This window comes from Gemella sp. 27098_8_149, assembly GCF_041433745.1.
Lineage (GTDB): Bacteria > Bacillota > Bacilli > Staphylococcales > Gemellaceae > Gemella.
Genome location: NZ_JAPWCB010000001.1, coordinates 47,463 through 65,500 on the forward strand (window position 1 = coordinate 47,463; position 18,038 = coordinate 65,500).

At 27.9% G+C, this 18,038-nt stretch carries 21 protein-coding genes; 12 read left to right on the plus strand and 9 right to left on the minus strand.

From position 1 onward, the window contains the following. The 10 genes from era to O3801_RS00320 all read left to right on the plus strand — a co-directional run bounded on the left by era (position 1) and on the right by O3801_RS00320 (position 7,759). Complete coding sequence (gene era / locus O3801_RS00275; protein ID WP_294682652.1) at positions 1 to 909, plus strand: GTPase Era; 909 nt, start codon at positions 1 to 3, stop codon at positions 907 to 909. Next, complete coding sequence (gene recO / locus O3801_RS00280; RefSeq protein ID WP_294682654.1) at positions 893 to 1,624, plus strand: DNA repair protein RecO; 732 nt, start codon at positions 893 to 895, stop codon at positions 1,622 to 1,624. The genes era and recO overlap by 17 nt, the downstream gene beginning before the upstream one ends. 14 nt (positions 1,625 to 1,638) lie before the next feature. Beyond that, positions 1,639 to 2,433, plus strand: a complete 795-nt coding sequence (gene racE, locus O3801_RS00285) for a glutamate racemase (protein WP_294682656.1) — start codon at positions 1,639 to 1,641, stop codon at positions 2,431 to 2,433. 10 nt (positions 2,434 to 2,443) lie between these two features. Continuing rightward, entirely contained in the window at positions 2,444 to 3,028 is a 585-nt protein-coding gene (locus O3801_RS00290) for an XTP/dITP diphosphatase (protein ID WP_294682664.1), read from the plus strand. Continuing rightward, positions 3,018 to 3,230 (plus strand): ferredoxin, encoded by a 213-nt coding sequence (locus tag O3801_RS00295; protein ID WP_294682666.1) that lies wholly within the window; start codon positions 3,018 to 3,020, stop codon positions 3,228 to 3,230. Before O3801_RS00290 ends, O3801_RS00295 begins: the two co-directional genes overlap by 11 nt. Positions 3,231 to 3,441: 211 nt before the next feature. Next, entirely contained in the window at positions 3,442 to 5,565 is a 2,124-nt protein-coding gene (locus O3801_RS00300) for a DNA translocase FtsK (protein WP_371453702.1), read from the plus strand. Positions 5,566 to 5,631: 66 nt separating this feature from the next. Further along, entirely contained in the window at positions 5,632 to 6,465 is an 834-nt protein-coding gene (locus O3801_RS00305) for a hypothetical protein (RefSeq protein WP_294682670.1), read from the plus strand. Positions 6,466 to 6,587: 122 nt separating this feature from the next. Next, entirely contained in the window at positions 6,588 to 7,157 is a 570-nt protein-coding gene (gene pgsA, locus O3801_RS00310; protein WP_294682671.1) for a CDP-diacylglycerol--glycerol-3-phosphate 3-phosphatidyltransferase, read from the plus strand. 60 nt (positions 7,158 to 7,217) lie between these two features. Then, the gene (locus O3801_RS00315; protein WP_371453478.1) at positions 7,218 to 7,418 is read left to right on the plus strand and encodes a GrpB family protein; all 201 of its coding nucleotides are present in this window, start codon (positions 7,218 to 7,220) and stop codon (positions 7,416 to 7,418) included. 47 nt (positions 7,419 to 7,465) lie between these two features. Further along, entirely contained in the window at positions 7,466 to 7,759 is a 294-nt protein-coding gene (locus O3801_RS00320) for a GrpB family protein (protein ID WP_371453704.1), read from the plus strand. A gap of 25 nt (positions 7,760 to 7,784) precedes the next feature. Here the strand turns inward: O3801_RS00320 and O3801_RS00325 are convergent, their stop codons facing one another. The 9 genes from O3801_RS00325 to O3801_RS00365 form a co-directional block, all read right to left on the minus strand. Beyond that, positions 7,785 to 8,021, minus strand: coding sequence for a CBU_0592 family membrane protein (locus tag O3801_RS00325; RefSeq protein ID WP_294683288.1), 237 nt, complete (start codon positions 8,019 to 8,021; stop codon positions 7,785 to 7,787). A gap of 62 nt (positions 8,022 to 8,083) precedes the next feature. Further along, the gene (xerS, locus tag O3801_RS00330) at positions 8,084 to 9,130 is read right to left on the minus strand and encodes a tyrosine recombinase XerS (protein WP_371453480.1); all 1,047 of its coding nucleotides are present in this window, start codon (positions 9,128 to 9,130) and stop codon (positions 8,084 to 8,086) included. Between the two features lie 566 nt (positions 9,131 to 9,696). Then, positions 9,697 to 9,885 (minus strand): 50S ribosomal protein L28, encoded by a 189-nt coding sequence (rpmB, locus tag O3801_RS00335; RefSeq protein WP_003144993.1) that lies wholly within the window; start codon positions 9,883 to 9,885, stop codon positions 9,697 to 9,699. Between the two features lie 117 nt (positions 9,886 to 10,002). Beyond that, positions 10,003 to 11,403 carry a GntP family permease gene (locus O3801_RS00340; protein ID WP_294683289.1) on the minus strand — a complete coding sequence of 467 codons (1,401 nt, stop codon included), beginning with the start codon at positions 11,401 to 11,403 and terminating at the stop codon, positions 10,003 to 10,005. A gap of 75 nt (positions 11,404 to 11,478) precedes the next feature. Then, a complete protein-coding gene (locus tag O3801_RS00345) occupies positions 11,479 to 12,015 on the minus strand; it encodes a DUF1697 domain-containing protein (protein WP_294683290.1) in 537 nt (178 codons plus the stop codon). A gap of 69 nt (positions 12,016 to 12,084) precedes the next feature. Continuing rightward, the gene (gene efp / locus O3801_RS00350) at positions 12,085 to 12,642 is read right to left on the minus strand and encodes an elongation factor P (RefSeq protein WP_003145634.1); all 558 of its coding nucleotides are present in this window, start codon (positions 12,640 to 12,642) and stop codon (positions 12,085 to 12,087) included. Positions 12,643 to 12,794: 152 nt separating this feature from the next. After that, on the minus strand, positions 12,795 to 13,439 hold the full coding sequence (gene trmB, locus O3801_RS00355) for a tRNA (guanosine(46)-N7)-methyltransferase TrmB (protein WP_294683291.1): 645 nt from the start codon (positions 13,437 to 13,439) through the stop codon (positions 12,795 to 12,797). Positions 13,440 to 13,451: 12 nt separating this feature from the next. Next, entirely contained in the window at positions 13,452 to 16,319 is a 2,868-nt protein-coding gene (locus O3801_RS00360) for an insulinase family protein (protein WP_371453483.1), read from the minus strand. 22 nt (positions 16,320 to 16,341) lie between these two features. After that, positions 16,342 to 16,854 carry an adenine phosphoribosyltransferase gene (locus O3801_RS00365; RefSeq protein ID WP_003144963.1) on the minus strand — a complete coding sequence of 171 codons (513 nt, stop codon included), beginning with the start codon at positions 16,852 to 16,854 and terminating at the stop codon, positions 16,342 to 16,344. Positions 16,855 to 17,031: 177 nt separating this feature from the next. On the opposite strand from O3801_RS00365, the gene O3801_RS00370 reads away from it, so the two are divergent. Both O3801_RS00370 and O3801_RS00375 read left to right on the plus strand, forming a co-directional pair. Next, positions 17,032 to 17,403 carry an iron-sulfur cluster biosynthesis family protein gene (locus O3801_RS00370; RefSeq protein WP_294683293.1) on the plus strand — a complete coding sequence of 124 codons (372 nt, stop codon included), beginning with the start codon at positions 17,032 to 17,034 and terminating at the stop codon, positions 17,401 to 17,403. A gap of 67 nt (positions 17,404 to 17,470) precedes the next feature. Further along, positions 17,471 to 17,998 (plus strand): VanZ family protein, encoded by a 528-nt coding sequence (locus tag O3801_RS00375; RefSeq protein ID WP_294683294.1) that lies wholly within the window; start codon positions 17,471 to 17,473, stop codon positions 17,996 to 17,998. The last annotated feature ends 40 nt before the right edge of the window (positions 17,999 to 18,038 follow it).

An 18,038-nucleotide genomic window follows, 5' to 3' on the forward strand; every position in this document is an offset into this window, starting at 1 on the left:
ATGTTTGAAGAACAAATTAAAACGGGATTTGTCACTATTATAGGTAGACCTAATGCTGGTAAATCTACGTTATTGAACAATATATTACAACAAAAAATAGCAATAATGTCAGATAAACCACAAACAACACGTAACATTATAAATGGTGTGTATACTGATAATGATTCACAGATTGTTTTTATTGATACACCTGGTATTCATAAGCCAAAACATAGACTTGGTGATTACATGATGAAACTTGCTAGTAGTGCAATTCAAGAGTCAGAGATAGTTTACCTAATTATAAATGCGAGTGAGAAGTTTGGTCCTGGTGATCAACACTTAATAAACATAGTTAAGGAATTAAAAGTTCCAACGTTTTTACTAATTAACAAAATCGATTTAATCACACCTGAACAACTTATTCAGATAATTGAATTTTATAAAGATTTATATGATTTTGTTGAAATAGTTCCTATTTCAGCATTAAAATCAATAAATGTTGATAATCTATTAAACACAACAAAAAAATACTTACAACCAAGTTTCAAAATGTATCCTGATGATGTAATTACTGACTCACCAGAGTATTTTGTTATTTCAGAATTCATTAGAGAGAAAGTATTACAATTAACAGAGCAAGAAATTCCTCATTCAATTGCTGTTGTAATTGATAGAATAGAGAAGCAACCAGGTAAAAAGAAAAATATCATCGCTACAATTGTTGTTGAAAGAAAATCACAAAAAGGTATGATTATTGGAAAACAAGGTAAGATGATAAAAGAAATCGGTTCTAGAGCAAGAAAAGATATAGAAGTTCTTCTAGGAGAGAAAGTATTTTTAGAGCTTTGGGTTAAAGTGATCGATAACTGGAGATCAAAACCAAACCAAATCCGTGACCTTGGATATAGGGATGATATCTTTGACTAATAGAAACTTTGTTACAGGAATTATTATAAAAAAAATAAGATATAGAGATTACCATGAAATACTACATGTTTTAACTGAGCAAGGTAATATAGAAAGTTTTTTTTATGAAAATGTCCACAAAAGTAAGAAAAAAATTAAGGTGAGTACACCATATGAGGTATCGATTAATTTTTTTCCTACTAGTGGTATGAACAAAATTACAAATCTTGAAATTGAAAATACATATACAAATATTGTATATGACATATTAAAAAACAGTTATGTTGCTAATATGTTGGAATATGTTAATTTAATAAATGACGATACTTTTAATATGTATAAGTTATTAAAATTATGTTTAAAAAATATAGAAAATGATGTTTCTGAAAAACTTGTTTTAATATATTTTTTATGTCAAATTTTAAAAGGTCAGGGTTTTATGTTTAAATATCAAAAAACAGATCAAACTTATGTAGGATATAGCTTTTTAAAAAATACCTTTGTTGACAAGTTTAATATAGATCATAGTATATATGGTCTTAGTGATTCACTTGTGAAGCTTACATACTATATGACTGTTAAAAATATTGACTTTTTAGAAAGTTTAGAAATAGAAAACAAAGATTTAATTAGATTATTCTCATTTTTAAATATGGTATTTAAAGAATTTGTAGGAATAGAAACTAAATCTTATACTAAAATATTAGAACTAGAAGAGATGCTTGGTTCTAATTAAGAAAGAGGCCATATATGAATAATGCAATAGGAGTATTTGATAGTGGAGTAGGTGGACTAACAGTTGCTCGTGAGATTATGAGACAGTTACCAAACGAAACTATCTATTATTTCGGCGATGTTAAAAATTGCCCTTATGGTGATAAAACAAAGGAAGAAATAATAAAAAATACGGATAGAGCAGTAAAATTCTTAATAGATAAGGGAGTAAAGCTAGTTGTTTTAGCATGTAACACTGCAACAGCGGCGGCACTAGAATATCTGCAAAGTAAATATGAAGTACCAATTATTGGTGTTGTTCAACCAGGAGCAAGACGAGCTATCCAAGCAACTGTGAATAATAAAGTACTAGTATTAGGAACAAAGTTCACAGCAAATTCAAAAGTATATGATATAGAAATTGAAAATATCAATTCTGATATTATAGTTTTTGATAAAGCTTGTCCAGCTTTTGTACCCTTTATAGAATCAGAAGGAAATCTTGATAAAGAAGCTACTAAGAATTTAATAACGGAAACCTTAGGTAATACTAACACGCTTGGCGTTGATACTGTCGTTCTTGGATGTACACATTATCCTATACTAAAAGAAGATATTGAGGAATATTATGGTAATAACATTAAAGTTATATCTTCAGGAAGAGAGGCAGCCCGTGAAGTTAGTACTGTTTTAGGATATGCAAAATTACATCAGAAAAAGTTAAATAAAAAAGAACACAGATTTTTTATTTCACAAGAAAGTGAAAATTTTAATAGTATTGCTTCAAAATGGTTAAACAAAGATATAAATGCAGAAGTAGTTGATGTATAGGAGTGATAAAATGAAAGAATTAATTTTAGCATCGAATAATGCACACAAAGTTGAAGAAATTAAAAGCATATTGAGTGATTATAATATTCTAACATTAAAAGATATTAATTTTACTGAAGAAATCATTGAAGATGGGACAACTTTTGAGGAAAATGCTTTGATCAAAGCAAGAACAATTTCTAAATATTCAGGGAAAGCTGCTATAGCTGATGATAGTGGACTTAGTGTTGATCTTCTAGATGGTCGCCCTGGAGTTTATTCAGCAAGATATTCAAAAGAACAAACTGATTCAAAAAATATAGAGAAAGTTTTATCTGAATTAGATGGTAAGAAATCAAATGCTAAGTTTGTATCAGTTATAGCTTTAGTTAAACCAGATGGGACAGAATTTACTTTTAGAGGGGAATGCCATGGTGAAATTATCTCTGAGTTAAGAGGTAGCAATGGCTTTGGATATGATCCTATATTCTATGTTCCGAGTTTAGATAAAACATTTGCAGAATTAAGTTCTGAAGAAAAAAATAGTATCAGTCATCGAAAAGAATCATTGGAGAAATTTTCTAATTTTTTGAAAGAAGAAAATAATGAAAACTAAAATAATACGAGAAGATTGTATTGCCTGTGGTAACTGCAATGCGATATGTCCGGATGTATATGATTATGATGAAGATGGAATAGCGTATTGCATTATCGATGATAATAAGATGACTGAGGAAGTTGCTGAAAAGTATCGTAGTTTAGTCTTAGAAGCAAAAGATAATTGTCCTACTGAGGCAGTTTTTGTAGAAGAAGACTAGAAAGGAGAGAAGATTGAGCAATAAAAAAACAAAAAGTACAAAAAAAACAAGTAAAACTAATAAAAACAAGAAAACCACTAAGGTAAGTGGTAAAAATACAAGTGTAAAGAAAACTCCGAAGAAAAATGTTATTCCTGTTTTGTCTAAAGAAGCCTATCGTGGATTATATTTTGTAATTTCTGTTCTTATAGTAATTTTATCTGTTTTACAAATGGGATTTATTGGTAGATTTTTTGATACACTTTTTAAATATTTATTCGGAAGTTTTAGTTATCTTATCTATATAATTATAGTTGCAACTCCAATATATTATATTATGAATAAAAAACTAAAAACACCAGCAATTATAGTAATATTATTAATTTTGATAGATTTTCTATTTCAGTTAATTTACATTGGTAATAGTGAGAATAATTTATTAGGTTTTAACGATATTTATAATAATAGAATTAGTTCATATGGTGGTGGATTGATATCATACTATCCTGTTAGATTCTTAATTTATTTATTATCTTACTATGGTTCATTATTAGTAATAATATCAGCTATTATAACAGTTATATTTTTATATTTTAATATTAATCATAGGGAGTTAGTCTTAAGGACTAAACATCATATAGTTAATGCATTTGATAAAAATGAATATGTAGAAGATACATTAGATGATTATCAAGAAGAAGATGATATTATTTATGATGAATATAACTCGACTGATGTTAATAGAGAAAACTCTAATGAACAAAGATATAATAAAATTAAAGATAAGGATTTAGTTGTTGATATAAGAGAATTCAAAGAAGACGAAGAATTTTATGACGAGGAAGTTGTACAACGTCCTTCTAGAAAACAACCTAAGTTAAATAAAGAGCATATTTCTGTTGAAGAAGAAACGGTTAATGAAGTAGTTTCGGAAGAGTCATATGATAATTATCAACTTCCACCAGTTACACTATTGAATAATCCAGTTAAGAAACAAACTATTACTAAAGGTGATGTAGTAGAGAAATCAAAAATTCTTCAAAGTACATTTAATAACTTTGGTATTGAGGTTAAGATTGTCAAAGCAATAGTAGGGCCATCGATTACACAGTTCCAGATATTACCGACTCCAGGAACTAAAGTTAGTAAAATAGTAAACTTGAGCAATGATATTGCATTAAATCTAGCGGCTAAAGATGTACGTATTGAAGCACCAATTCCTGGTAAATCATTAATAGGTATAGAAATACCGAATACTGTAAATGAGCTTGTAACGATGAAAGAAGTTTTTGTTAATGATGAGGATAATTCACCACTATCTGTTGCATTAGGTAAAGATGTATCAGGTGAATCGATATTCACGAGAATTGATAAAACGCCTCACCTATTAATAGCAGGTTCTACAGGAAGTGGTAAGTCAGTTTGTGTAAATACGATAATTACTAGTATATTATTAAAAAATAAACCAGATAAGGTTAAATTGATAATGATAGATCCTAAGATGGTTGAGCTATCGATTTATGATGGTATTCCACATTTACTTACTTCTGTTGTTACAGATCCTGTAAAAGCAGCTGATGTTCTTCATAAAGTTGTTCTTGAAATGGAAAACAGATACAGAGAGTTTGCAAGAGCTAGAGTAAGAAATATGGAAGGTTATAACAAGATAGCAGCAAAAGATCCAGATTATAAAGAACTTCCTTATATAGTAGTTATTATAGATGAGTTAGCTGATTTAATGATGGTATCTTCTAAAGAAGTAGAAGAATCAATTGCTCGAATAGCACAGAAAGCTAGGGCGGCTGGTATACATATGATAATAGCAACTCAAAGACCATCAGTTGATGTAATTACAGGGGTTATTAAAACTAACATTCCTTCAAGAATTGCGTTTGCGGTAAGTTCTAGTATTGATTCAAGAACTATTCTTGATAAATCAGGTGCAGAAACATTACTTGGTAAGGGTGATATGCTTTACTTATCAGCTGATTCAAGTAAACCTGTTCGTGTACAAGGAGCTTTCTTATCTGATGAAGAAGTAGAGAAAGTTGTCGACTTTGTTAAGAGTCAGTCTGAAGCACAGTACGATCCAAATATGACTCCAAGTGAAGTAAGTTCACAAAATGGAGGCTCATCAGGAGAAGATGTAGATCCGTTATATAAAGAGGTACTATTATTTATAGCTAAAACACAGAAAGCTTCTGCTTCGTTACTACAAAGAAGATTTAAAATAGGATATAATAGAGCAGCTCGAATAATAGATATGCTTGAAGAAGATGGGTACATTGGACCTGTAGATGGAAGTAAACCAAGAAAAGTATTTTTAGAAAAAGAATACGCTGAAGATTACGAATAAAAATAAAAACAATAGTTTACGTAATTTAAATTATGTCAACTAAAACTAAATTAGAGGTGAATAAAAGTGAAAAAAAATAGTAAATTATTAATAGGATTACTAACTATAGTAATTTTAGCAGTTATTGGATTATCTGCTTATGCATACCAAAAGCAACAAGCACTTAATAATAATAAACCAAAAGTTGAAAAGAAAAAAGAAGATTCTAAATTAGAGAAATTAATAAAAGAAACAGTTTCTAAATTTGATAAAGAGAATGATTTAAATAAAAAAATTGAAATATTTAAATCAATTCTTGATAAAAAGGATGAAGTAGCAAAAGAAAACAAAGATAAGCTAAACAGTGAGTATAATGATGCAATTAAAAACATGCGTGAAAAACTAAATAACTCTGTTAAGGATAAAATTAAAAATGCTTCATTAAATGATGAAGATAAGAAAAATTCTGAAAAAGTGGACTCTGTTAAGAAAGAGTTAAATGACTTACAATCTACTCTTGAAAAAGAAAAATCAGTTTTATTTGAAAAAGAAGAAGACTACAATTCTATCGCTCAGAGTATTAAAGATGCGTTAACATCTTTAGAGGCTCCTAAGTCTACAGAATCTAATCAAACACAACAACAGCAGGAAACACAGGCACCAGCTACTGCAGAAACACATGAAGCACCAGCTCCTCAACAACCTGCAAATACATACACACCAAACTATAGTAATAGTAGTAACTCTTCTAGTTATAATTCTAATAGTAATACTTCTACTGAGCCTAGAAGATCTAATACTCCATCGAATAGTACAGCAACTACTGAAACACCAACTAACAGTGGTGCTACTACAATTCCAGCAGCACCAGCTACTCCAGCAGCACCAGCAGGGACAGAAGCTACGGGAACTGGAGAATAACCATATTAAAATACAGGATATATCTAATTATCCTGTATTTTTTATTGTAGCAAATTATAGAATATGTTATAATTATTAGTGAATTGAATTTATACTTTAAGTTAGAAGGGTAAGTAAAAATAATGAATCTACCGAATAAAATAACATTATTTAGAACAATATTAATACCTGTATTTATAGTATTTTTACTAGTTGATATGGGAGGAAGTATTTCTATTCTAGGAGGAAGAGAAATATCCTTAAATATATTTATAGCAGCATTAATATTTATATTTGCATCATTTACTGATTTTATTGATGGTTATTTAGCAAGAAAATATAATTTAGTTACAAATATGGGGAAATTCTTAGATCCATTAGCAGATAAACTTCTAGTTGGAAGTGCATTTATAGTTATGGTTGAATTAGGATTAATGCATAGTTGGATGGTAGTTGTTGTTATTGCGAGAGAATTTGCTGTAACTGGTTTAAGACTTTTAGCTGTTGAAAAAGGTGAAGTTATACCTGCTGGTATTTTAGGAAAACTAAAGACTATTAGTCAATTAATCGCCATAATTCTTATACTATTAGGAAATCCTATTTTTAATACTATAGGATTTAAATTAGATTATATTCTATTATGGATATCAGTAATTTTAACGATACTATCTGGAATTGAGTATTTCAAAAACTCATTACACGTATTCAAATAATGTTAGTGATAGGTTCATCCTATCCTAGCATTTTTATTTTTTTGGAGGTGTTTTTTATAAATGAATAATATATTGAGAGATGAGAAATTTAAAAAGAAATTTCCTATAAAACTTGTTAAGCATAATAGTGACTGGATAAATTGGTATGAAGATGAAAAGAAAAGTTTACTAGCTATACTTGAAAAACATAAAGTAAGTTTATATCACATAGGAAGCACAGCAATTCCAAATATATATTCAAAGGATATAATAGATATATAATATTAGAAATCAATGAAAGTAATGATTTTGATAGTATAATTGATATACTGAATCCTGAGTGGGAACTACGTTGGAAAGAAGAGGATAGAGCTTTTCTAGTTAAAGGATATGGTCAAGATGGTTTTCTAGATAAAGTATACCACCTACATGTAAGAAAAAAAGGTGATATTGAAGAAGTTAAGTTTAGAGATGTATTAATAGAAAATCCAAAATTAGCAAAACAATATGAAAGATTAAAATTAGATTTAGAAACAACATATAAGTATGATAGAGAAGGATATACAGCTGGCAAAACGAAATTCATAAAAGATATTATAAAAGAATATAGTTTACATAATTAATAATATGTAAACTATATTCTTTATTTTACTTTTTTTTATTGAAGTACTTAACTAACCCTTGAATTGCAACTATTGACCAAACACCTTCAAGTAAAACAAATCCCCATTGTTTTCCTATAAATGCGTCTATTCCAAGAATTAAAGCACCAATAGCATTAAGCAATAGATAGTTAAGTGAAGTTGTTTTAAGCTTTCCTAATTGACTAAATACAAATCCTATAAGAATTAGTAATGATCCTATAACTTGAACAATAATACCCATTATTACCTCCATAAAATTTAATAACTTTTATATTTTACCTCAATTGGAGATATATTTCAATACTAATCATCTAGTTTATCAATGTTTTGTTTAATAATCTTTTTTGATTCATTAATGTATAGCATTGATGTGTCACTATTTGAATGGCCCATTTGTGTCATAATTATAGGTATATTCCCATTTGTTTTTAGAGCTAGTTTTGTACCGTAACTATGTCTTAATTTATGAGGTGACATTGGAACATTAAAGGCATCTGTATACTTCATCACTAATTTTTGAATAGCTCTTATTGATAGTCCAGTTTTATTTTTACTAATAAATACATAATCTTCTCTATTAAGTTTAAAAGGTAGGGAAGTAATGTATTCATTTAGTCTATCTAAAGCCGATTTAGTAATTATAACTGTATCGACCTTATTACCTTTTCTGATAACATTAATCTCACTATTTAGAAAATCAATATCTTTTACTTTAAGATTAGCAAGTTCATTAACACGAATACCACTCTTTAAAAAAAGTGTAAGTATAGCTAAATCTCTTGCTTTATCTCTTAAGAAAAATGATTTAGCATGATTAGACAAAGTCTTTTCATATTCGAATTCAACATACTGTAAGAATTCTTCGTCTTGAGAATCTAAAAATATCTTTTCTGATATTTTCTTTGATCTTGAAGATAATGTTTCTTTAACACGATTAATAGGGATTTTAAGCATAACATTTCTTTCGAAATAAGCTTTACCTTGCTCAGTTTCACTTGTTACTGTAAGGAACTTATAAAGTGATCTCATAGCAGCTTTATAGTTATTTATAGTAGTTTGACTACGATATTTACCATTAACTTGTTCACGAGATAGACTCTTGAAATAACTTTCCATTTCTTTTTTTGAAATATTTTCTAATGTAGAAAGACTAACATCTTTAATTTGTTCAGCCTCAGATATAGTTTCCCTAATAGTCCAATTTAAAAAGTTCTTATATGTTTCTAGATATCTATGCAAAGTTAATGGAGATAAATTGTCATAATATGTATCAATAAAATCTTCTATATAGTCAGGAAATTCTGGAAGTATTTTGTTGATCTTTTGTTTATAATAATCACGTTGATTCATTGGTATTACTACATTCTCCTTTAATTTATAAATTATACATATAATATGTATTATACGAACAATTATATTATATCATATATAAATGATTCTTTCAATATATGTTTGTCCCCTCATAATATTTGAATCTTATGTAATATTATATAGTTTTATTTAATTCTTACTAATTTGATTTTTATATTTTAACGAGACTTAACATCTTTTATTTGTATTGTTTTTTGTTGAGTTTTATTATAAAGAGATATTCAAATTGTTTTTTTATATTTTAAAACTACTGCGTTTACGTGTTGTCAAATATACCCTACTAAATAAGGAATTTTTGGAGAGATTTTCTTATTTTTAACTATATTGTTTAGTTTCAGTTTCTTCACAAAAATATCACCTATTTAAACGCCGTTTAAGCGTCCTAAAATTATTTTTTGTATAATTATCCCAAAAACCACTAAAAACGCTCAGAATGGATTTAAACGTCTATTTTGCTTTTTTTTATCATTTTTCTTTTATTTTTTTGTAATCTAATGTAAAAAGCTACCTAAGTTTCCTTAGATAGCTTAAAGTTTATCGCTTAATTATACACGCTCAACTTTTCCAGATTTTAAAGCTCTAGCAGAAACCCAAACTTTTTTAGGTTGTCCGTCTACTAAAATTGTTACTTTTTGTAGATTAGCTTTGAATTTTCTTTTATTTGCGTTCATTGCGTGTGAACGAGTATTTCCTGAACGAGCTTTACGTCCAGTTACGTAACAAACTTTTGCCATGAATTAATCCTCCTTTTGGAAATAGTTTATTCATAACATTTACTACATACACAAGTAATAATATAACATACCTTAACATAAATATCAAGTAAAAACTTTAATTTATAATAATTTTCTTTATGCAAACGATGTTATTATCAATATTATAATAAAGGCTATTACAGAAGATACAGTTGTTCCTAATGTCCAGGTCTTAAATGTAGTTTTAAAATCTAAATTTAGATATTGTTTAAATAACCAAAATCCAGGATCATTTACATGTGAACAGAACATACTTCCTGCTGTGATGCTTAACATTATAAATACCGGTGAGTAACTTACTGTACTAACAAGTGGTTCAACAATAGCAAGCGTAGTTATTGCAGCTATTGTAGCACTACCTAATGATATTCTTAATATAGCAGCTACTAGGAAGCTAATAACGATTGGTGATAGATTAAGACCATTAGTTAGACTAACAATTTCATCAGTAACTTTAGAATCAACTAATACTTGTTTTAAACCACCTGCAGCACCATTAATTAGTAATACCACTGCAATTGTTTTAAGAGACTGGCTTAGCAATGGAACAATTGATCTTATTCTCAATCCTTTTGTTACCATTAGTTCAATAATAGCTATTAATAAACTTATTATTAAAGCAGTAACAGGATTACTTATAATTGTTAAGATACCTTTTATTGTTTGTGATAGATTAGGTATACCTAAAATTATTGTAGGGATTGTAATTAATAGTACTGGTAATAGCATTAACAAGATAGCAAATGTAGTACTCATAGTTTGATTTTCAATTTTTAGAACGCTTATATTCTTTTCATTATTATTTAAATTAACTCTTGTTTTTACTAAATTAGAATTAGTTAGTAGTAAGCCACCTATAAAAGCCGTAGGCAAAGCAACTATTAATCCATAGTAGAATACTTCAGCCATATTTAAGTGAAATGTTTTTACTATTATACTTGGACTTGGATGTGGTGGGAATAAAGCGTGAATAGTTAGTACTCCTATACTTGCAGGAAGAGCAAGATATATCTTATCTAGTTTTAACTCCTTTGCTACTGCAAGAATAATTGGAATTACTAAAATAAAAGCCACATCAAAGAATAAAGAAAAACTTATACACATTCCAGCTATAAGTAAGCCTAATTGGATTCTCTTAACTCCAAATACACTAATCATTTTTTTTGCGGTAATCTCTACTGCACCTAATTCTTCCAATATTTTACCAAACATTGCTCCTAGACCTAATATTAATGATAAATGTCCTAGAAGAGATCCAGTCCCCTTCTCTATTGAATCTATCAATGTATTAGGGGGAAGTCCTAAAAATAATCCTAGAATTATAGCTACTATTAATATTGATAAAAATGGTTCAAAATGTAATTTTGTTATTAAAAATATAAGAGCACTAATACCAATAAATACTAACAATAATTTATAGGAATAATTTCCTAAAAAAAATGCTAATGATGAGTAGACTATTAATCCTAAGATAATAAATATCTTATCTAATTTCATTATATTCTCCTTAAATTTTCATTAGGTAATTATAACATTATTAATATAGAGAAGTAAAGGTAAACGCTTTATAATTTATTTATTTAGGAGATCAGCAATTTTTTCGAAAGTTCTAGCATTTCGTATAGTAATAGACTTATAGAAACTTTCTTTTATTAAATACTTATGATATGAAGTTTTTAAGTAACTTGTTTCGTTGTATTTCCCCCAGAACACTGCATGTTTACCAAAATGAACATCTTCATCTTGCAGAGCCATTTGTTTTATACGGGCTTTCATAATTGAATAGTCTATTTCATTTGTATAGAATAATACATCTTTTCTATACAAATCGTTAAACCACCAGCTAGGTAAGTTTTCAAGTTCCTCAAGATATTCACTCTGACTAAGTATTACTCTATTAATTTTAAAAGGATAAATATTTAATATCTTTGATATATTTTGATTAATAGTATCTATGCTATCAGTAGTATCAAATATTATATTTCCACTATTTATATATGAAACAACATTGGTATACCCTAAATGTGAAATCATCTCTTTTAACTCAGCCATTGATACTTTATTCTTACCACCAACATTAATTCCTCTAAGTAATAGTACATAACGCATAAAAACTTCTCCTTCTTTTTAAAAAAACTCTCTATCATAATAATAGAGAGTTTTAAAATAATTCTTTAATTATGCTCTTGATACGTAAGAACCTTCTGCAGTATTGATAACTAATACGTCTCCTTCTTTAACGAATAGAGGTACTTGTAAAGTGTATCCAGTTTCAACTGTAGCAGCTTTAGTAGCTCCTTGTGCAGTATCACCTTTAACACCAGGTTCTGTTTCAGTTACAGTAAGTTCTACTGTTGTTGGTAAGTCAATTCCTAAGATTTCATCACCAAACATTAAGATTGAAACTTCCATGTTTTCTTTTAAGAAGTTTAATTCATATTCTAATTGTGCTTCAGGTACTTCGATTTGCTCGTAAGTAGCGTTATCCATAAATACATATGCTTCACCAGTTGAGTATAGGTATGACATTTTTTGGTTGTTAATTTGAGCTTTTGCAACTTTTTCACCAGCTCTGAAAGTTTTATCGTTGACAGCACCAGTACGCATATTTCTTAATTTAGAACGTACGAATGCAGCTCCTTTACCAGGTTTAACGTGTTGGAATTCCATTACTTTCCAAATGTTTCCATCAACTTCGATAGTAACTCCAGTTTTAAAATCATTAACTGATATCATTATTGTAATTCTCCTTTAAATTGTATTAATATTATTATAAATAAATTTTTTTTTAAAATCAAGGTAAAAACTAATAAATTTAGTGTATTTTATATAAAGAATAGTAATTAGCCTATTTTAGTTAACATAATTATATTTACGTAAACTAAAAATTATTTACTTTCTATTACAGCTTCTACCATGTAGATTCTATTACCTTTTTTAATAAACTTATCTTCATACTCAGTATGAACATTATCTTCTTCATAGACACTATTAGTTAAATCTAGTGAAAGTCTATTAAAAGTAAACCCATATTTAGCATAGCTCATTAAGCTGTATTCGAATAAACCTTGGTTATCAGTTTTTTGAACTATTGTTTTATTTCCATTTAAAATAGCTTCATAACGAGCTAAGAACGTATGGAATGTTAAGCGTCTTTTCTCGTGTCTTGTTTTAGGCCATGGATCAGAAAAGTTTAGATATAGTTGATCAACTTCACCTTCAGTAAAATATTCTAGTAAATCTTCTGCATTTCCTGAGATAAGTTTTAAGTTTTCTCTATGAGTTTCTTCAACTTTGTCTAATAGAAATGTTAAGACAGTTGGTTGTGCCTCCATAGCTATAAAGTTAATATCAGGGTGTTTTTCAGCAAGTGTATGAATAAACTTACCTTTCCCACTTCCTATTTCTAAGTGTATTGGATTATCATTCCCAAAAATTTCTTTCCATTTTCCCTTATTATCCTTAGGTTGTAAAAATACAACTGGACTATTTTCTAGACGCTCTCTAGCATCTGCTCTATTTCGAACTCTCATTCATGCACCTTTCTATTTTAATTCTATTGTTTTATTAAATAATTGTTTGTTTTCTAATACTTTTTCTTTTGAACCTAGTACACAAGTATATGCTTTAGATTTCATATTTTCAAATTCTACTGCTAATTTTCTTAAATCTTCAACTGTCGTATTTTTTATTTCATTTACAAGTTTATCATAAACTTCAAATGGAGAGTTAGTGATGTATTTGTTTAATGAATATGCAGCTTGTGCGCTTGGCGACATTAGTACATCTAATGAATTTAGAGTACCTATAATATATTTATTAAGATCTTTTTCATCTGCATTAATATTAGCTACGTAGTTGTTAATATTGTAATATATTTCTAGAGTTTCTGTTAAGTTTGGGTCACGATAAGACCATAAATTAAAATCACCAAAAGCATTAAATATCACGCCAGAACCATAGGCTCCATTTTTAACACGGACATTATTCCATAAATAGTCTAAGCTTAAGATATGTCTTAGTACTAAGTGTGTTCCAGTGTAATCATTTATATTATAACCTACACCAACATATTGAACTAGTGAATCAAAGTAAAAACCTTCAGAATATCCTTGATCTTCTAATTTAATTTCAATTCCTTTTTGTTTGTCTAATTCAGTAGGATATTTAGTTAAATATGAAGATATAGTTTCTTTGAAGTTAGCGTATTCTTCTTTATTACCGACAAAGTTAACTAATAATCTGGCTTGATTAAAGATCAGATTTGTAACAGTGTATAACTGTTCTTTAATTTTATCACTATTTTGTTCATAGTTACTTACTAATTCACTTATAAACATGTAGAAATCATATTCTCCATGATATGAAGCAAGTTTACTTTGAGGATTGTAGAAACCACTAATTCGACGTGCTACAAAAGCATGTCCAGAATTTTTAAATCTACTTTCAAGCATTAATTTAATCTCTAAGAGAACATTGTATAGTGCTTCTTTATCTTCAAAATCAGCATTAAGTGTAGTTTCATCTAAGATTTTAGCCAGTTCCCCAGCTTTTTCTACTAAATTCTTAGCACTGATTATGAATTTCACTTCACATTCTTCACTCTTATGTTTTCTGAAAACATCTACATAAGAACTAATACCACCAAGATTTGCACCTATTTCTTTTATAACTTCAGCTTCAGTTTTATTTTTTGTATTAAAGTTAAATAATAAATAAGATAATACTGACGCATATTGTAACTGTTCAACTTCAAAATCACTTATGTCAAATAGTAATTTAGAATATGAAATACCATTAGTCACAGCATCATAATGTGAGAAATTGATACCTTTGTATTCTTCAAAGAAAGTTTCTTCGAATGGATTTTTCAACTCTACTTCTTTAGCATTGACACTTTTAATTTTTTCTAAATCTTCTTTTTTATCAGTACTGTTTTGCCATTTTTGAAGTGATTTAGTATTTTGAACAAGGGCTTCTAACTCAGTTTCTGATAAAGTAGCTTTATATTCAACTAAATCTTTTTCCTTATTTTCTTTTTCTAATGTCGGAATTAAGTGTAATATAGCTTGTTTATTATTTTCAATTAGAAACTGTCTAGCAAGAGTTTCGTATTGTTTATTAGCACAGTTTTCTTGTAAATGAGAAATTACATTGTCTAAATCAAATGCATCTAATATATTATCTTCGCTATATAACCATGTTCTTAATAATCTAATAGCATAAGATACACCCTTAGGTGATGAAGTTTTATTAATCTCTTCCTTGATAGAAAAGTTCTTCTTGTTAATTGAAGCTTGAACTTGTTCATAATCAAATCCTTTATCAATAATACCTTTTAATAAAGATTTATATTCAGTATCAAGACTTTCTAATTTATCATCACTTACGTATTTAAATATGATTGAGTATACAGTTTCTTTACGATCTTTTTGTACATAACTATATACGTCTTCACAAATATTGTTATCAATGAAGTATTTTCTAAATTCTGTATTACTACTTCCTAGAAGAATATCATCTATTATATCGATATTCTCAATTTTACTAAATTCATTACTATCACCAAGAATATAGTTATACGCAACATAAGCTTTATCTTTTACATCTTCATTAAAGTATGTACGCTTAACAATATCCGCTGTAAAGTTTTCTTGACGTGATAAGCTATAATCGCTATAGTCTTTATAATCGTAATTATTTAGATAACTATCAATATGATTCAGATACTGTTCAGCATTTAAATCCCCATATAAAAAGATATAGCTGTTACTTGGGTGATAGTTGTAATTATAAGTTTCTAAAAATTCTTCTTGTGTAATCGAAGGGATTGCTTCTGGTTTTCCTCCAGAAGAATATTTATAAGAAGTATCACTGAATAGATGTTCCGTTACATATTGATCCAGTACTTCATCAACTGATGAATATGCACCTTTCATTTCATTGTAAACAACACCTTTATATATTAGTTCATCTTTTTTATCTTCAAGGTGATAGTGCCATCCTTCTTGGGCAAGAATATTTGGGTTGTTTTTTAAGTTTGGATTAAATACTGCATCTAAGTATATATCCATCAATATTTCTAAGTCCTTTTCATTTTTAGACGATACTGGATACATAGTTTTATCAGGAAATGTCATTGCATTTAAAAATGTATTAAAAGAACCTTTAAGTAGTTCTACAAAAGGTTCTTTTACTGGATATTTCGCTGAACCACATAAAACAGAATGTTCTAAAATATGAAAAATACCATTATCATTATAAGGAATAGTTTTAAAACTAATGCTAAAACTTTTATTTATATCATCATTTTCAAAGAATACTAATCTAGCACGAGTTTTAACATGCTCATAAAGATAAGCATTTGTATTTATATTTTTTAGATATTTCTTTTCTATAAGTTCAAATGTCATATTATTTAATTATTATAGTAGATTACATTTTTAGTAATGTAAGAACGTCATAACCTTGTAGTTTGTCCATACCGTTTAGACCATCTAATTCGATTAAGAACGCAATACCTACTACGATTCCTCCTAATTCTTCTACTAATTTAATAGTTGCTTCAATTGTTCCACCTGTAGCTAATAAATCATCTGTGATTAGAACACGTTGACCTGGTTTAATTGCATCTTTGTGCATTGTTAAAGTGTTGCTTCCATATTCTAAATCATATTCGTATGAAATAACTTCACGTGGTAATTTATTAGGTTTTCTTACTGGAACAAAACCAATACCTAATGAATAAGATACAGGACATCCAATAATGAAACCACGAGCTTCTGGTCCTACTACTACATCAACTTGTTTTTCTTTAGCATAGTTTACGATTTGATCTGTAGCGTACTTATACGCTTCTCCATCTGCCATTAATGTAGTTATATCTTTAAAACTAATTCCTTCTTTTGGCCAATTTGGTACGATTGAAATGTATTTTTCTAAATTCATTTATTTTTATTTTCTCCTAAATGTTTTCTTAACTCAATTATTATACTATAAAATTACAAAATAAGCAATTTATAATACCGTTATTATAAGCTATAAAGAGATAATCCAAATTACTATCTTTATGATTTATTAGTGTGATAAAATAGAATATATAATTTTTAACATGGAGGCTAAAATATGAAATTTACATTCTCAGATTCAGCAATTGAATATATTTTAAAACAAATTAACAAATTTAATGAAAATACATATAATATTATAATAGACTATGCTGACGGTAATAGTCCTTATAATGAAAATATAAGTGGTTGTCACTGTCAAGTATACGATAAGTATAGAGTATTAATAGTGAGTAAGAATGATGTAAATATTAAGTGGAACAAATATGATAAGCAAGTTGAATCAAATCTTGGCCCTGTATTTTTCCCTTCTTATTATGAAATGATGTTTGATAAAAATAATGTTTTTGATTACAAGAATTTTACTCTTAATTTAAAAAGTGAAGCGGGAATAATTGCTGATCAAGTTCAGCTAATTATTAAATTATAATTTAAGTTAATTTTAATAAACTTTGTTACTATAGATTCTAAATATTAAAAATGAAAGGAGAATAAATTTGAAGTCATTTCTTAACAGCAGAAAATTAACCTATATTCTATTTTTTGTGTATTTATTCATACTTTCATGGGTAATCGTAGCCAAAATGGATTGGAATTTATTAAAAAGTAGTAATCTTTCTTGGATAAATCATCCACGTGTACTACTTCACCCAGGAATAACATGGAGAACAGTTAATCTAATACCATATAGTTATTTCGATATTGTGGAGGTACTATTAAATATACTTTTCTTCATACCATTTAGTTTCTACATAAAGATGTTATATCCTAAATCTTCAGGTTTTAGAGCAATAATACTAGGATTTATGTTGAGTTTAACTTATGAATCAATACAATATGTACTGACTATTGGTTTTCCAGATGTAACAGATTTAATTGATAATACTCTAGGGGCGATTATTGGAGTAATTATTATTAATATCATCTCAGTTATCTTTAGAGAAAAATTAAGAATATATATGAATGTTATATTAATACTTTTTTCTGGATATATTATTCATGACATTCTATATCTTATAATTTAATACAAAAAAACGATAGATTCTAAAATTTAATCTATCGTTT

Bases quoted from the DNA above. Each gene is read 5' to 3' on its own strand.
- era (WP_294682652.1), top strand. From the start codon at position 1: ATGTTTGAAGAACAAATTAAAACGGGATTTGTCACTATTATAGGTAGA.
- recO (WP_294682654.1), top strand. From the start codon at position 893: ATGATATCTTTGACTAATAGAAACTTTGTTACAGGAATTATTATAAAA.
- racE (WP_294682656.1), top strand. From the start codon at position 1,639: ATGAATAATGCAATAGGAGTATTTGATAGTGGAGTAGGTGGACTAACA.
- O3801_RS00290 (WP_294682664.1), top strand. From the start codon at position 2,444: ATGAAAGAATTAATTTTAGCATCGAATAATGCACACAAAGTTGAAGAA.
- O3801_RS00295 (WP_294682666.1), top strand. From the start codon at position 3,018: ATGAAAACTAAAATAATACGAGAAGATTGTATTGCCTGTGGTAACTGC.
- O3801_RS00300 (WP_371453702.1), top strand. From the start codon at position 3,442: ATGGGATTTATTGGTAGATTTTTTGATACACTTTTTAAATATTTATTC.
- pgsA (WP_294682671.1), top strand. From the start codon at position 6,588: ATGAATCTACCGAATAAAATAACATTATTTAGAACAATATTAATACCT.
- O3801_RS00315 (WP_371453478.1), top strand. From the start codon at position 7,218: ATGAATAATATATTGAGAGATGAGAAATTTAAAAAGAAATTTCCTATA.
- O3801_RS00325 (WP_294683288.1), bottom strand. From the start codon at position 8,021: ATGGGTATTATTGTTCAAGTTATAGGATCATTACTAATTCTTATAGGA.
- xerS (WP_371453480.1), bottom strand. From the start codon at position 9,130: ATGAATCAACGTGATTATTATAAACAAAAGATCAACAAAATACTTCCA.
- rpmB (WP_003144993.1), bottom strand. From the start codon at position 9,885: ATGGCAAAAGTTTGTTACGTAACTGGACGTAAAGCTCGTTCAGGAAAT.
- O3801_RS00340 (WP_294683289.1), bottom strand. From the start codon at position 11,403: ATGAAATTAGATAAGATATTTATTATCTTAGGATTAATAGTCTACTCA.
- O3801_RS00345 (WP_294683290.1), bottom strand. From the start codon at position 12,015: ATGCGTTATGTACTATTACTTAGAGGAATTAATGTTGGTGGTAAGAAT.
- efp (WP_003145634.1), bottom strand. From the start codon at position 12,642: ATGATATCAGTTAATGATTTTAAAACTGGAGTTACTATCGAAGTTGAT.
- trmB (WP_294683291.1), bottom strand. From the start codon at position 13,439: ATGAGAGTTCGAAATAGAGCAGATGCTAGAGAGCGTCTAGAAAATAGT.
- O3801_RS00360 (WP_371453483.1), bottom strand. From the start codon at position 16,319: ATGACATTTGAACTTATAGAAAAGAAATATCTAAAAAATATAAATACA.
- O3801_RS00365 (WP_003144963.1), bottom strand. From the start codon at position 16,854: ATGAATTTAGAAAAATACATTTCAATCGTACCAAATTGGCCAAAAGAA.
- O3801_RS00370 (WP_294683293.1), top strand. From the start codon at position 17,032: ATGAAATTTACATTCTCAGATTCAGCAATTGAATATATTTTAAAACAA.